Annotated in this window: 14 protein-coding genes and 2 pseudogenes; 12 read left to right on the top strand and 4 right to left on the bottom strand. The window is 59.9% G+C overall.

The genetic code is table 11. The features are described from left to right. Positions 1-48: 48 nt before the first annotated feature. The gene (locus tag HU754_RS14400; RefSeq protein WP_093431515.1) at positions 49-438 is read right to left on the bottom strand and encodes a winged helix-turn-helix transcriptional regulator; all 390 of its coding nucleotides are present in this window, start codon (positions 436-438) and stop codon (positions 49-51) included. A 112-nt stretch (positions 439-550) separates the two neighbouring features. Here HU754_RS14400 and namA point away from each other — a divergent pair, with 112 nt between their 5' ends. Then, positions 551-1,591, top strand: a complete 1,041-nt coding sequence (namA, locus tag HU754_RS14395; protein ID WP_099759174.1) for an NADPH dehydrogenase NamA — start codon at positions 551-553, stop codon at positions 1,589-1,591. Positions 1,592-1,631: 40 nt separating this feature from the next. Beyond that, complete coding sequence (locus HU754_RS14390) at positions 1,632-2,015, top strand: nuclear transport factor 2 family protein (RefSeq protein WP_093431509.1); 384 nt, start codon at positions 1,632-1,634, stop codon at positions 2,013-2,015. 123 nt (positions 2,016-2,138) lie between these two features. Here HU754_RS14390 and HU754_RS14385 read toward each other — a convergent pair. Then, positions 2,139-2,264 (bottom strand): annotated as a pseudogene (locus HU754_RS14385) (zinc-binding dehydrogenase); the annotation flags it as partial. Between HU754_RS14385 and HU754_RS14380 the strand changes: the two are divergent. Together HU754_RS14380 and HU754_RS14375 are read left to right on the top strand one after the other, a co-directional pair. After that, positions 2,259-2,570 (top strand): annotated as a pseudogene (locus tag HU754_RS14380) (LysR substrate-binding domain-containing protein); the annotation flags it as partial. The pseudogenes HU754_RS14385 and HU754_RS14380 sit on opposite strands and share 6 nt — an antisense overlap. A 170-nt stretch (positions 2,571-2,740) precedes the next feature. Beyond that, positions 2,741-3,202, top strand: coding sequence for a hypothetical protein (locus HU754_RS14375; protein ID WP_116256114.1), 462 nt, complete (start codon positions 2,741-2,743; stop codon positions 3,200-3,202). A 16-nt stretch (positions 3,203-3,218) separates the two neighbouring features. Here the strand turns inward: HU754_RS14375 and HU754_RS14370 are convergent, their stop codons facing one another. Beyond that, positions 3,219-4,463, bottom strand: a complete 1,245-nt coding sequence (locus HU754_RS14370; protein WP_093431704.1) for an MFS transporter — start codon at positions 4,461-4,463, stop codon at positions 3,219-3,221. Positions 4,464-4,692: 229 nt separating this feature from the next. Here HU754_RS14370 and HU754_RS14365 point away from each other — a divergent pair, with 229 nt between their 5' ends. The 5 genes from HU754_RS14365 to HU754_RS14345 all read left to right on the top strand — a co-directional run bounded on the left by HU754_RS14365 (position 4,693) and on the right by HU754_RS14345 (position 10,795). Next, entirely contained in the window at positions 4,693-5,625 is a 933-nt protein-coding gene (locus tag HU754_RS14365; RefSeq protein WP_116256113.1) for an AraC family transcriptional regulator, read from the top strand. 75 nt (positions 5,626-5,700) lie between these two features. Continuing rightward, complete coding sequence (locus tag HU754_RS14360) at positions 5,701-6,156, top strand: (2Fe-2S)-binding protein (RefSeq protein ID WP_186622230.1); 456 nt, start codon at positions 5,701-5,703, stop codon at positions 6,154-6,156. Beyond that, the gene (locus HU754_RS14355; protein ID WP_186622228.1) at positions 6,156-8,408 is read left to right on the top strand and encodes a xanthine dehydrogenase family protein molybdopterin-binding subunit; all 2,253 of its coding nucleotides are present in this window, start codon (positions 6,156-6,158) and stop codon (positions 8,406-8,408) included. The genes HU754_RS14360 and HU754_RS14355 overlap by 1 nt, the downstream gene beginning before the upstream one ends. Positions 8,409-8,425: 17 nt before the next feature. Further along, entirely contained in the window at positions 8,426-9,778 is a 1,353-nt protein-coding gene (locus HU754_RS14350; RefSeq protein ID WP_186622226.1) for a c-type cytochrome, read from the top strand. 12 nt (positions 9,779-9,790) lie between these two features. Further along, positions 9,791-10,795 (top strand): XdhC family protein, encoded by a 1,005-nt coding sequence (locus HU754_RS14345; protein WP_186622224.1) that lies wholly within the window; start codon positions 9,791-9,793, stop codon positions 10,793-10,795. A gap of 9 nt (positions 10,796-10,804) precedes the next feature. On the opposite strand, the gene HU754_RS14340 is transcribed toward HU754_RS14345, so the two are convergent. After that, entirely contained in the window at positions 10,805-11,392 is a 588-nt protein-coding gene (locus tag HU754_RS14340) for a TetR/AcrR family transcriptional regulator (RefSeq protein ID WP_186622222.1), read from the bottom strand. A gap of 223 nt (positions 11,393-11,615) precedes the next feature. Here HU754_RS14340 and HU754_RS14335 point away from each other — a divergent pair, with 223 nt between their 5' ends. The 3 genes from HU754_RS14335 (at position 11,616) to HU754_RS14325 (ending at position 14,441) form a co-directional block, all read left to right on the top strand. Beyond that, positions 11,616-12,404, top strand: coding sequence for an SDR family NAD(P)-dependent oxidoreductase (locus tag HU754_RS14335; RefSeq protein ID WP_186622220.1), 789 nt, complete (start codon positions 11,616-11,618; stop codon positions 12,402-12,404). 107 nt (positions 12,405-12,511) lie between these two features. Continuing rightward, a complete protein-coding gene (locus HU754_RS14330) occupies positions 12,512-13,510 on the top strand; it encodes an NADP-dependent oxidoreductase (protein WP_186622449.1) in 999 nt (332 codons plus the stop codon). Positions 13,511-13,628: 118 nt separating this feature from the next. Next, the gene (locus HU754_RS14325; protein WP_186622218.1) at positions 13,629-14,441 is read left to right on the top strand and encodes a DUF1206 domain-containing protein; all 813 of its coding nucleotides are present in this window, start codon (positions 13,629-13,631) and stop codon (positions 14,439-14,441) included. The last annotated feature ends 88 nt before the right edge of the window (positions 14,442-14,529 follow it).

Below are 14,529 nucleotides of genomic sequence, written 5' to 3'. Positions count from 1 at the left end.
TCAAACTTCGCATTGTTCACCCCCTCCACCTCTCAACATCGGCGTGATTCAAGCCAGAGATTCCAACTTGTCGTCACAGACGGCAGAGCGCCTGAGTTCCAGGATCGTGCGTTCATGCACTGCTCCCCACTCTCGCATCGCACTCACCAATGGCGCGAGTGAGTCACCTAACGCTGTAAGCGAATACTCCACTTTGGGTGGCACCTCGCGATAGATTTCGCGATGAATCACCCCGTCAGTCTCCAGCTCTCTCAGCTGGAGTGTCAGCATCCTCTGCGTGATATCTGGAATCAGCCGACGTAGCTCGTTAAAGCGCTTCGTGCCTGACATCAGGTGAAAAAGTATGAGCGATTTCCATTTTCCACCAATGACATCAACAGTGAAGGCGACGGGACACGCGAAAGCCTCAATCTCATCCTGAGGGTTACATTTTTTCACTGTTATCACCTTGGTATAAAAAGTGTGCCTACCGCACAAAATTGTGCGTACTTACGTCGATGTGCTGCAAAAGTTAGCATGATTCCATGTTCACCACGATGGAATCTGCCAGATGAGTTTGTTGTTATCACCCTATGAAATTAAGGGCCTCACCCTGAAAAACCGGGTCGTCATGTCCCCTATGTGCATGCACATGGCGGCGGATGATGGCTTCGTGACTGACTGGCACCGCGTTCATTACGGAGCTCGTGCCCTGGGTCAGGCAGCACTGATTTTTCCCGAAACGCTGGCGATTCAGGCTGACGGTCGTATTGGAGCCGGTGACCTTGGCATCTGGAGCGATGAGCACGTTGCCGGTTTGAAGGCGCTAACAGAATTGCTTCACGGCTTTGGTGCAAAAGCCGGCGCTCAAATCGGCCATGCGGGGCGCAATGCTGACCTGCCCGGTCTGATTCACATCGCGCCATCGGCGATTCCATTTACGCAAACCAGCCCCGTTCCTCGCGAACTCGCGGCTGATGAGATTCCGGCTCTGGTAAAGCTTTACGGCGATGCCGCACGTCGCGCCAGCGAAGCGGGCTTCGATGTGCTTGAGATCCATGCCGCGCACGGCTACTTGTTAAGTGAGTTTCTCTCGCCGCTGGCTAACACTCGCGACGACGAATATGGCGGTGATGCCAAGCGTCGTTATCGCTTCCTGCGCGAGGTACTGGAAGAGGTTAAAACTCATTGGGGGGATCGCCCTCTATTTGTTCGCATCTCCAGCTCTGATTACGCCGAAGGCGGAAACACGCCCGAGTCGTTCCTCGAATATGGTCGCTGGATGAAAGCTCAGGGCGTTGACTTGATCGACTGCAGTTCCGGCGGGGTCAAGATGGTCAAGGTCGAGACCTACCCGGGTTACCAGGTGCCGGCCGCTGAATTACTGCGTAAGGAATTGCATATTGCGACAGGCGCTGTGGGGGTGATCCAGAGTGGGCGTCAGGCTGAAGAAATCTTGCAGAACGGCCGAGCTGATCTGGTGTTTGTCGGGCGGCAAATGCTCCGAGACCCATTCTGGGTTCGCACCGCTGCAGATGATCTTAAGGAAATCATCGAGATTCCTACCGCCTACACACGTTATGGATCTGTCTGGCTTGATACCAAAGCCTGATGCCTTTGTTGCACTAATCCTATGAAGCAGGAGCAAGCACATGAGCAAACCGACTTACGTTGAAGAATACCAAGCCATCACCGAGGTGCTTAACCAGTACATTGAGGGCTGCAAGCAGGCCAAAAGCAGCATCATGAAGCCGGCTTTCAGTGAGCAAGCGACCATGTTCAGCGTCGATGGCGACGGTAAGCTGGCGGGCGGCGCAATTTCAATCCTGTTCAACGGGATCGACAAGGGTTTCCGCCCTTCTCCTGACGCACCAGCAGCTATCGTCCGCGTCGAAGTCGTCGGTACGGCGGCTAGTGCTCGCATCGACGCCAACGACATGTCAGGCATCTCTTTCACCGACTTTTTTCATCTGCTGAAAGTTGATGGCAAGTGGACTGTGATCAGCAAGATTTTTCAAACGCATGGAGCAGCTTGATGACTAGTGCCGTCCGGCGGTTTAGTGTTCGACTCTCCCTGCTCACGCGTTGACATTAGAATCTGCGGGCAAATCTGCTGCGATGAGCGAGAAAAAAGGCGCCAAATTGGCGCCTTTACGTTATTAAGCGACTTTGATCACAACCTTTCCAAATGCTCCCCTCGCGAGATGCTCGTAAGCTTCTCGTGCTGTCTCGAATGGATAAACCTGATCGATCACGGGACGGATCTTGTGCTCGTTGAGCCCTGGCATTTTTCGGTGAAAGGTCAAAATCGGTCCTTTGTGCCTGACGCTGGCATCACCGTTACCGAGTCGAATGCGTACGTTCAGTGTGGCGTGTCGGGCTTCGGAATAATTCAGGCACCCGGGATCGCCGTGGCCAAGCATTTGGAAAGTCGCGGTTTGGTGGAAATTCTAAAGCCTTATCGGCCAGCCCCTCGCCCGGTGTCGTTGCTATACCCGAGCCGGACTCATCTGGCGCCCCAGGTTCAAGCCTTTATCGAGTGGCTGCAAGAGCGATTTCCGCAGCTTCATTCTGACTGGCTGGAACTCTAGCGATCGAGCTGTGTAAACGGTGGTTAAGGGGCGGAACCGGTCCTTCGCGAACGTCGGTTCTTACCCAATTCACATAACACCCTTATGTAACCCGAAAACACGCCGATACCGTGCTGCAGCAAGGAAGCACCGCAGCAGCACTTACTTCATGGACGGCAGGAACCCGATCAATGTTGGAACACCTCTGGCGCAGCATCCATTCCCCGGACTACTTGCCCAACGTACTGGAGTGGATGATCCATATTCTCCTCAGCCCGTTCATGGTGATCATGTGCCTGATGGTCGGGGCGCTGGCCGGCAAATGGTGGAGAGCACTGCCCTACGGCAGTCTGACTTGTTATGTGGTCTTTCTGAGCCGGTCTTCTTTCTATCGCTGGGAAAGCATTTTCCCCCTAGCCGGCCTGCCTGCGCTGGCGATAGATGGCGCACTGCTTGCGCTGCTTGGTTTTTATTTGAAAGGCCTACTCAGAGCCCGCGCAGACGCAAAACCCGAAGGCCATTGGCTGCGCAGGCTTTATCAAGGCCTTAAGGTCGTCATGCTGACAGTCATGGTGTTGTTCTGGGGGCTCGTCGTGCTGTTTGTCGTGGTCTTCACTGTCTCGGTCGCGACCCAACCGTCATTGGTGCACTGAGCCGCTTCCTGCGTGATCAGACAAATCGGGACTCAGGAGCGCCGGAAACAGCGCTCGAATGAGCTGTCGGTTCGACAAGATGCACTTCCGTGGCATTGCGCCCCGCCAGCCAGGCCAGCACTGAGGCGACAACCAAGACAGCGGCGCTAAGCTCGAATGTGGCTTTGTAACCACTCAGATCGAAGGCCAGACCTCCAATGATTGCGCCTCCTGCGATCGCCAGTTGAACAATCGCCACGAGCAAGCCGCCTCCGGCTTCCGCATCATCCGGAAGCGTCTGCGCCAACCATGTCCACCAGCCAACCGGCGCGGCCGTCGCAACCAGTCCCCAGAGTCCGAGCAACATCGCGGTGAGTACCGGTGATTTGCCGAAGCTGACCAACGCCAGCGCGATGGCCGCCATGATCAGCGGGATGATGGTCAGCGTGCGATAGAGGCCGCGCCCCATGAACCGTTCGATCAGAAAGGTGCCGATAAAACCGGCCAGTCCCAGCCCCAGCAACATCAAGGACAAGGTTGAAACACTGACGCCCGTCACGCCTTCAAGAAAGGGCCGCAGATAGGTGAACAGCATGAACTGGCCCATGAAAAAGACGCTGACGGCGACCATGCCCAAGGCCACTGGCAATTGCTTCATCAGCCGCAAGACGTTGCCGCTACCGGCCTGGCGTTCGGCCTTAAAGGACGGCAGGCTGATCAGCAGCCAGACGGCGGCCAGCACTGCGACCGGAACCACACAGAAGAATGCCCCACGCCAGCCGATCAGCGAGCCGAGAAAGCTCCCTGCCGGAGCGGCGATGACCGTCGCCAGCGCGTTACCGCCATTGACGATGGCCAGCGCTCGCGAAACCTGTTCAGGCTTCACCAGACGCATTGCGGTCGCCGCCGACAGAGACCAGAAACCACCAATCGCGATCCCGATCAACGCACGTCCGAACATGAATGACGGGTAACCCGGTGCGACCGCGACGACCGTACCGGAGACGATCATCAGCAAGGTCAGGCCCAGCAGCAGCTTCTTGCGTTCGACGCGCGCGGCGACCGAGGCAATCAGCAGGCTGGTGATCAAGGCAAAGGCTCCGGACACGGAAATCCCCTGCCCGGCCTGGCCTTCGGTGATGTGCAGGTCGGCCGCAATCGGCGTCAGCAGGCTGACCGGCATGAACTCTGAAGCGACCAGGGCGAATGCGGCGAGCGACATGGCCAGCACGGCGCTCCAGCCGCCTGTTCTTTTAGAAGGATCTGTAGAAGGAAACGTCATGGGAACTACCTGTGGTGCGAAAAACTTGTGGATGTGATGCGCAGGGGCAAGCAGTTTGATGCCCATCCGGGCACTGCCCCTGTAACAGATAGACACATTCTCCCGGTCAATCCGGCCCTTCCCTAGCGCATTCCTCTTGAATGCTTGCCTGATCCTCTGGGGATGCAGGGTGATGGATAGGAAACGTCTCGCGCGCGGATTAGAGTTCGGTCAACAGGAGTGACCCGACATGATCCCTACCCCTCTGCCCCAGGAATCGCCTTTGGCGTTGAACATCGACCCGCGTGTGAGCGCGCCGGGTGACTTCGCCACAGCCATACCCGGGCTGTCGCTGTTTCGTCGCGACCAGCCAGCGCCGCCCGTGGTGTGCATGATCGAACCCAGCCTGATTCTCGTCGGTCGCGGCGAAAAGCGCTTGTGGGTCGGTGGTGAGGGCTACAGTTATGACCCTTCACGGTTTCTGGTGACGTCGCTGGACCTGCCCGCCAACTCCGAAGTGATGCTCGCCAGTCCCCAACAGCCTTGTGTCGGCCTCGTGCTGAAACTGGATGTGAGCATGCTCGCCGAAGTCATCACCAAGAGTGGCTTGCCGGCCAAGCGTCAGCCAGCAACGGGCACGGGCGCCGCGATTGGCAGCCTGTCGTCCGCGCTGGAGGGCGCACTTGATCGCCTGCTGGCATTGCTCGATGAACCCGAGGCGATCCCGGTGCTGGCGCCGCTGATTCTGCGCGAAATCCACTATCGCTTGCTGCACACCGACCAAGGCGCACGGCTGCGGCAGATCACGGCCGTCGATGGTCAGGGTTATCGTATCGCCAAGGCGATTGACTGGCTCAAGCTCAACTACGCAGATGCATTGCGCATCGACGATCTGGCCGCGCGGGTGCAGATGAGCGCGCCGACCTTTCACCATCATTTCCGCCAGCTCACCGGCATGAGTCCGCTGCAGTACCAGAAATGGCTGCGGCTCAACGAGGCCCGCCGTCTGATGCTGGTAGAACGCCTCGACGTTTCGCGAGCGGCGTTTGCGGTCGGCTATGAAAGTCCGTCGCAGTTCAGCCGCGAATATGCCCGGCTGTTCGGCACCGCGCCGAGTCGTGACATCGCCCTTTTGCGCGGGCAGCCATTCGAGGCAGAAGCGCTCGGCACAGTCGCGAATTGAACGAACACCGGTGATGCGCCTCGCCGCGCCACCGCTCATAACAATGCACGTCAACCGATGATCAGCGGGTGAATCATGGAACTACGAATCAACCAGAAGACCTATCAGGTCGATGCCGACGCCGATACGCCCTTGCTCTGGGTGATCCGCGATGATCTGGGCATGACCGGGACCAAGTACGGCTGCGGACTGGCGCAATGTGGCGCCTGCTCGGTGCTGGTGGATGGCAACGTCGTGCGCTCGTGCGTCACGCCGGTGGCGGGTGTGGTCGGCCGCGAGGTCACCACGATTGAGGCTATCGAAAGCGATGAGGTGGGCAAACGAGTGGTCTCGACCTGGGTCGATCTGCAGGTCGCGCAGTGCGGCTACTGCCAGTCCGGCCAGGTGATGGCCGCCACTGCGCTGCTCAAACAAAACCCTAAACCGAGTGACGCGCAGATCGAGGCAGCGATGGTCAATCTGTGCCGCTGCGGAACGTACAACGCGATTCATGCCGCCGTGCATGAGCTGGCCGGCAAGGGAGAAGCGTGATGAACGTTCGTATCGACCCTTCACAGCAAGCCTCGGTACTGGATCTGCACGAACCGATCAATGTTTCGCGCAGACGTTTTCTCACCGGCACCGCCGTCGGCGCTCTGGTTCTCGGCTTCGGCCTGCCGCTGGGTGCGACGCGCGTGCAAGCTGCCGTGGCAACGGCGACGGCTGAGCGCGGCACGCAGGTCCCGGCGTTTCTCGAAATCCGTCCAGACAATCGCGTGCGTCTGCTCTGCCCGTTCATGGAGGGCGGGCAAGGCACTTTCACGGCAATGGCGCAGATTGTCGGTGAAGAACTGGATGCCGACCCGGCGACCTTCCTGGTCGAAGCGGCGCCGCCCGGCGAAGCCTATGTGGTGTTGGAAAACGGCATGCGCATCACTGGCGGCAGCATGTCGGTGCGCATGAGTTACCCGGTGATGCGCCGCCTCGGCGCCCTTGCCCGCGCCATGTTATTGCAGGCGGGCGCGCAGCAACTTGGCGTGCCGGTAAGTGAATTGACCACCGAGCCAGGCAAAGTCGTGCACGCCAAGTCGGGCCGCTCGCTGGCCTACGGTGAACTGGCCGAGCGCGCGATGGATCTGCCGGTTCCCGATCCGGCCTCCGTGAAGCTGCGTGATCCGAGCCAGTTCCGCTGGATCGGCAAACCGGTGAAGCGCCTCGATGCTTACGACAAGTCCACCGGCAAGGCGCTGTACAGCATCGATCTGAAGGTCGACGACATGCTCCATGCCGCCGTGCAACATGCCCCGCGCCTGGGCATGACCGTGGGTAACCTGCGCAACGAAGAGCAGGTCAAGGCGATGAAAGGCGTGCATTCCGTGCATCGTCTGCCGGGTGCCGTGGCGGTGGTCGCCGAGCGCTGGTGGCACGCCAAACGTGCCGTCGAGGCGATTCAGGTTGACTGGCAAGAGCCAACGGCCGACAGCAAAGTGCGGCCGATGCCTGCTGACTTTTCCAGCGATGCCTGGTTCAAGCGCCTCGCTGAAGATAAAAGCCCGGCCAAAGATGATGAAAACGAAGGCGACGTGGCGGCGATTCTCAAGGAGACCAAGACCCGGATTGACGCCACTTACCACAACCAATACTTGAACCACGGCCAGTTGGAGCCGCCTTCGGCACTGGCCCGATTCAACCCGGACGGTTCGCTGGAAGTCTGGTTGCCGAATCAGGCGCCGGACATGTTCCGCGCCGACATTGCCAAACGCACAGGGCTGGATCCGTCACGCATCACCTTGCATTCGCCGCTGCTGGGCGGGTTTTTTGGTCGGCATTTCCTCTACGACTCGGCCAGTCCCTATCCGCAGGCGATCGCGCTGGCGAAAGCGGTTGGCCGCCCGGTCAAACTGATCTGGAGTCGCGAAGAAGAGTTCCTGCGTGACGTGCTCCGTCCCGTTGCCGCGGTGAATTTCCGCGCCGCGCTGGACAGCGACGGCTGGCCGCTGGCAATCGAAGCGATCAGTGCCACCGAAGGCCCGACCGAAGCGCTCGCTGGCAAACAGGGTGAAAAACTCGACCCCACAGCGCTTGAAGGGTTGTCAGGCAAAACCTATGCGATCCCCAACAAACGCATCGCGCAGATCTACGTCAAAGGCCCGGCGATGCTCGGTTACTGGCGTTCGGTGGGCAACTCGCTGAACGACTTCTTCTATGAATCGTTCCTCGATGAACTGGCCGACAAGGGCGGCAAGGATCCGTTTGATCTGCGCCTGCATCTGTTACGCGACAACAAACGCCTGACCACTCTGCTGCAAGCGGTGGGTGAACTGTCCGGAGGCTGGAAGCGCGGGCCGTTTACCGCCGAGGATGGCAGCAAACGTGCGCGCGGCGTGGCCATGGCTTCGCCGTTCGGTACGGAGACGGCGGTGATCGCCGAGGTGTCCATCGAGAACGGCCAAGTCAAGGTGCACGACATCTGGCAGGCGATCGATCCGGGCAGCATCGTCAACCCGGCGATTGTCGAGGCGCAGGTCAATGGCGCCGTGGCGCTGGGGCTGTCGCAAACCCTGGTGGAAGAAGCCGTGTGGGTGGATGGCAAACCCCGGGCGCGCAACTACGACTTGTATCCGATCCTGCCGCCTGCGCGGATGGCGCGGGTCCATGTGCGTGTGGTCGAGAGCGGGGAAAAAATGGGTGGCATCGGTGAACCGCCGTTGCCTGCGGTCGCGCCCGCCGTCGCTAACGCGGTGGCAAGGCTAACCGGTCAGCGGGTGCGCAGCCTGCCCATGAGCCGACACACCTTCACTTGATCAGCGCCGGAGCGTCCATGAATAACAGCCGATTCGCAAGAACCGCTGGCTGGCTGGCAGTGCCGTGCCTGGTCGCGGCAGGCCTGCTGGCCTGGTATGTCACCCACGAGCCTGTCTCGCGCCTGGAAAACCATCAGATCGCCGTGGCCGACATCGACCCGGCACTGGTCGCCCGTGGCGAATACGTCGCCCGGCTCAGCGATTGCGTGGCCTGCCACAGCGTGCCGGGCGGCGCGCCGTTCGCTGGCGGCCTGGAAATGGCCACACCGCTGGGCTCAATCCATGCGACAAATATCACCCCGGACACGGAAACCGGCATCGGCCACTACAGCCTGGCAGACTTCGACCGGGCGGTGCGCCACGGCGTAGCACCCGACCGTCGCCGTCTGTACCCGGCGATGCCCTACCCGTCCTACGCCAAGCTCAGTGATGACGATGTGCGTGCGCTGTATGCGTTCTTCATGAAAGGCGTGGCGCCCGTGAAACAGGCGAACATCCCCAGCGCGATTCCGTTTCCGCTGAACCTGCGCTGGCCGATTGCGCTGTGGAATGGCGTGTTTGTCGACGCCGAACCCTACGTAGCCAAACCGTCGCAGGATGAACAGTGGAACCGTGGCGCTTACCTCGTTCAAGGCGCCGGGCATTGCGGCAGTTGCCACACGCCGCGCGGTTTGGCGTTCAACGAGAAGGCACTGGATGAGGCCGGCAAGCCGTATCTCGCTGGTGCGTTGCTCGATGGCTGGTACGCACCGAGCCTGCGTGATGATCACAACACTGGGCTGGGCCGCTGGAGCGAACCGGAGATCGTCCAGTTCCTCAAGACCGGTCGCAACAAACATGCGGTGGTCTACGGCTCGATGACCGAAGCATTCAACAACTCCACGCAGTTCATGAGCGATGACGATCTGACCGCGATTGCCCACTACCTGAAGTCCTTGCCTGGCGACCGCCAGCGCGATGGCGAGCCTTGGCAGTATCAAGCGGTTTCGGCGGCGCAACGTCTGGACTCGCCCGGTGCTCATACCTACGTGACGCGCTGTGCTTCCTGCCATGGTCTGGACGGCAAGGGCCAGTCCGAATGGATGCCGCCGCTGGCCGGCGCGACTTCTGCACTGGCCAAGGAAAGCGCCTCGGCGATCAACATCACCCTGAACGGTTCGCAACGCGTGGTGGCGGCCGGCGTGCCGGACGCCTATCGCATGCCGGCCTTCCGTGAGCAGTTGTCGGATCAGCAGATCGCCGAAGTGCTGACCTTCATGCGCAGCACCTGGGGTAACCAAAGCACTGCGGTTGATGCGCAGACGGTGGGCAAACTGCGTGAACACACCGATCCGGCCAGCAGCAGCCCGATCATTCTGCAGATGCGCTAAGAGGAGACACTGATGGAAAGCATCGACTTGCTGGTCCTGCGCACAGCGCGGGACTGGCTTGCCGCTGGCGAGCGTGTGTTGCTCGCCACGGTGGCGCGCACCTGGGGTTCGTCACCGCGTCCGACCGGTTCGATGATGGCTTTGCGTGACGATGGTCGCGTGGTGGGCAGCGTGTCTGGCGGCTGCATCGAGGACGATCTGATCCATCGCTATACCACGGCCCATGGCGGCAGCGCTTTCAGTGGCAGCACGCCAGAAGTGGTGCGTTATGGCGTCAGCGCCGATGAAGCGCATCGCTTTGGCTTGCCCTGTGGCGGCACGCTTGAACTGATCCTTGAGTTCAACCCGGCGTGGCAGTCGCTCGATGAACTGCTGACGCAACTGGACGCCGGGCAACTGGTTCGCCGTCGCCTGACGCTGGAGTCCGGTCAGGTCACAGTTGAATCTACCGCAACGCCGGAACAATTCAGCTTCGATGGCGTGCAGATGCTCAACACCTTGGGGCCGGGCTATCGAATGCTGATGATCGGTGCCGGCGCGCTGGCCGAGTATCTGGCGACCATGGCTTTGTTCAACGGTTTCAAGGTGGCAGTGTGCGATCCGCGTCCCGAGTACATCGAGACTTGGGCGGTAGACGGTGTGGAGCGCATTGTCGGCATGCCGGACGACGTGGTCCGCGACTTCGCGGTCGATCTGCGCACCTGCATCGTCGCCTTGAGTCATGACCCCAAGCTCGACGATCTGGCCTTGCTCGAAGCGCTCCACGGCCCGGCGTTCTATATCGGCGCCATCGGCTCGCGGCGCAACAGCCAGCTGCGTCGCGAACGCCTGATCGAGCATTTTGGCGAGACCGAGGCGTCGCTCGCGCGTCTACACGGGCCGATCGGTCTGTACATTGGCAGCAAGACGCCTGCGGAAATCGCCGTCAGCGTGATGGCCGAGATTCTTGCGGCGAAGAATGGCGCCCAGCTGCCGCAAGCGTTTTCCATTGTCAGGGCCAAAGCGCTCGCCGAATGAGCCGCGCTGCTACTCTGCGACGGCGTTTTCGGTCGGCAACGAAGCGAGCATTTCTGCGCGGCATACCTCAAGAATCTCGTCTGCCAGCGCGGAATCATCCGGGCAGGCACGCGACAGGATAATCGTGCCGACGGCCCGCGACAGCAGGTCGATCATCTTCCTGCGCCCCTCACCCGCCTCGGCATCCGGCCCGCTCGGGTACTTCTCGCCCAGGGTTTGCAGGGTGTGCTCAATGCCCTCGGCAAACGTCGCTTTCACCTCATCCGACTGACGCGCCGCGTCGCCGCCCAACGCGGCCATGGTGCAACCGTCGCCGCGTCCGTCGCGATGTTCTCTGTTCACATAAACGTTGATGAAGCCCGGAACATCCAGTGCTTGGGCGGCTGTCAGCGATTTGGCCAGACTGCACGCCGAGGCTTCGGCCATCAGGTCGGCCTTCGACCCGAAATGTTTGTAGAAACCACCATGGGTAAAACCGGCGGCCGCCATGAGGTCCGCCACGCCGACGCCGTCAAAGCCGCGCTCACGGAACAGCTCTGAAGCGGTTTCAACGATGTGCTCTCGATTGGCCTGCGCCTGGGCCTTGGTCACTCTCACGTGCAATACCTCGTGTTTCCGGGGAAATCCTGCGTCCGATGATACATAGATGTTGGCCATAATTAAAACCGTTGACAGTTTAGATTTAGATCATCATCCTAATTGCTCGCAACAACGATCTTCATCAACGGGCACGGAACAACATCAATCGCCGCTGGCTGAATCAAGCATCAGCGCAAGCTGAGCGCGTTCTGTTTCTCACACCCTCAAAGAGAGATAAACCATGAGCACTCGCCCTACTGTTCTGATCACTGGCGCCTCCACCGGCATCGGCGCGGTCTACGCCGAACGCTTTGCGCAACGCGGCCACGACCTGGTACTGGTCGCCCGCGATCAGGCGCGCCTGGATGCACTGGCTGCGCGCTTGCGCAGCGAACACGACGTCGCCGTCGATGTGATCCCGGCGGACCTGACCCAACCGGGCGATCTGAACACCGTTGAAAACCGCCTGCGCGACGATGCCCGCATCGGCATCCTCGTCAATAACGCCGGCGCGGCGCTGTCTGGCCATTTCGTCGAGCAAAGCACCGATAAAGTGGCGCAACTGGTCGCCCTCAACACCACCGCACTGGTGCGGCTTGCCAGCGCCATCGCTCCACGCCTGGCCAAGGCCGGTGACGGTGCGATCATCAACATCGGTTCAGTGGTGGGCCTCGCACCGGAGTTCGGCATGACGGTCTACGGCGCGACCAAGGCGTTTGTATTGTTCCTGTCCCAAGGACTGAGCCTGGAACTGTCGCCTCAGGGCGTCTACGTGCAAGCCGTCCTGCCCGCCGCCACGCGCACGGAAATCTGGGATCGTTCCGGCGTCGACATCAACACTTTGAGCGAAATCATGGAGGTCGGTGATCTGGTGGATGCTGCGCTCGTCGGCTTCGATCGTCGCGAACCGGTGACGATTCCGCCGCTGCACGAAGCAGAGCGCTGGGATGCCTTGCAGGGCGCACGGCTGGGCCTGATCGGGCAAATCCGCCAATCTGAGGTTGCCCAGCGCTACCAGACGCCAGAGTGATCTTCAGCTAGCGAGCATGCTCGGCGCATTCGATGCAGTCACAAGGCGCTGCATCGAATCCGCAACGCAGCGACTACCATCCGTACACCGACAAGAGCCGCACCTCGATGAAAGCTTTTTTGATTGATCGCTATGGCAAGCACCCCGGACGCATCGGCGAAGCGCCCGTCCCGGCAATCGGTCCTCACGACGTCTTGATCGAGGTCCATGCCAGCAGCGTCAACGTACTGGACTCGAAGATCAGCACCGGCGAATTCAAGTTGATCCTGCCCTACGCGTTTCCATTGATTCTGGGCAACGATCTGGCAGGCGTGGTGACTGAAGTCGGCACGCAAGTGACACGCTTCAAACCGGGAGACGAGGTGTACGCTCGCCCGCCGGAAGCACGAATCGGTACCTTCGCCGAGTTGATCGCCGTGAACGAAAACGCGATTGCCCTGAAACCGGCCAATATCGACATGGCACAGGCTGCTTCCCTGCCCTTGGTGGCACTGACTGCCTGGCAAGTGCTGGTCGACACCGCCCAGCTGAAAAAAGGCCAGAAAGTACTGATTCACGCCGGTTCCGGCGGCGTCGGCACCGTCGCCATTCAGCTTGCCAAACACCTCGGTGCCTTTGTCGCCACAACCACCAGCACCGCGAATGTCGAATGGGTCAAGGCGCTAGGGGCTGACGTGGTCATCGACTACAAACAGCAGAACTTCGAGAATGTCTTGCACGGCTACGACGTGGTGTTGAACAGCCTCGGTTCTGATGTCCTGGAGAAGTCAATCAAGGTACTCAAACCCGGCGGACAGCTCATTTCCATTTCCGGGCCGCCGACTGCGCAATTCGCACAGGAGCAAGGTTTGTCCTGGCCCTTGCAGCAGGTCATGCGCTTGCTGAGCTTCGCTATTCGGCGCAAGGCCCGCAAGCGTGACGTCAATTACGCGTTCGTGTTCATGCGCGCCAACGGCGCCCAACTGCAACAAATCAGCTCGCTGGTTGCGGCCGGCATCATCAAACCGGTGATTGATCGAACGTTCCCCTTTGAATCAACGGCCGAGGCGTTGAATTACGTCGAGCAGGGACGCGCGAAGGGCAAGGTCGTCGTTTTGATCAAGTGAAGATTCCGGCTATTGCTGAATTATCCGTAGAAACCAGCTCACTGCGTTCTTCGACAGGTCATAGAACCCCTCCCGGCAAGAAGGGTCTGCTCTCTTATAACCTCTCAGGAATCCCCCCATGTCCGCGCAACGCAACCTTGTCCTCCTCGCTCGGGGAGGCTATGCCGCCCGAGGAATGCTTTATCTGATCATCGGTATCTTTGCGTTGCTGGCAGCCCAGGATTCGACTAAACCGAAGGACAGCCACAAGAGTCTGGAAGCCTTGCTGGCCCAGCCATTCGGCTATTTTCTGGTTGGACTTGTCGTGGCGGGACTGCTCGCATTTGCCGCCTGGCGTGTTCTGCAGGCAACGCGTGATGTCGATCATCACGGCACAAAACTCAAAGGTCTGGTGATTCGCACAGGGCTGTTTGTGGGAGGTCTGGTCAACGGTGCTCTGGCGTTCTTTGCATTGGGCCTGCTCATCAGCGGGATTAAAAGCTCGGGCAATTCCGCAGGACAAACCAAAGACTGGCTGGCGCATCTTCTGTCCTGGGAACATTCGAACTGGCTGGTGTACCTGATCGCCCTCGTGCCGCTCGGTGTAGGCATTGCTCACATCATCAAGGGCTGGAAAGCGTCGTTCGAGAAGTATTTCGAGGCCGACGAAGAGGTCATGCGCTACGTCCGCCCGGTCTCGCGGTTTGGTCTGATCGCGCGCGGCGTCGTGTTTATCGAGATCGCATTGCTGCTGGCAATCAGCGGCTCTACCTATCAAGCCATGGATCCCCCGGGTATGAAAGAAGCGCTCAATGCACTGCAGAATCTACCCGCTGGCTGGCTGATCTTGATGGTAATAGCCCTGGGGCTGATGGCGTTCTCGGTCTACAGTCTGTCGGAAGCTTGCTGGCGCAAGATCAATATGGATGTGCCAGGCGTATCGAGCACATAGCGTGTAACGTCTTTGCCGATGATCACCCGGGCGCTGCATCGATGAGCGAACCTTTGTCCCGAAAACAGCGTCCGAGCTAAAGCGTTAA

Source organism: Pseudomonas zeae (assembly GCF_014268485.2).
Lineage (GTDB): Bacteria > Pseudomonadota > Gammaproteobacteria > Pseudomonadales > Pseudomonadaceae > Aquipseudomonas > Aquipseudomonas neuropathica.
Note: the sequence above shows the minus strand (reverse complement) of the source record. Positions and strands in the feature narration are given on the sequence as shown.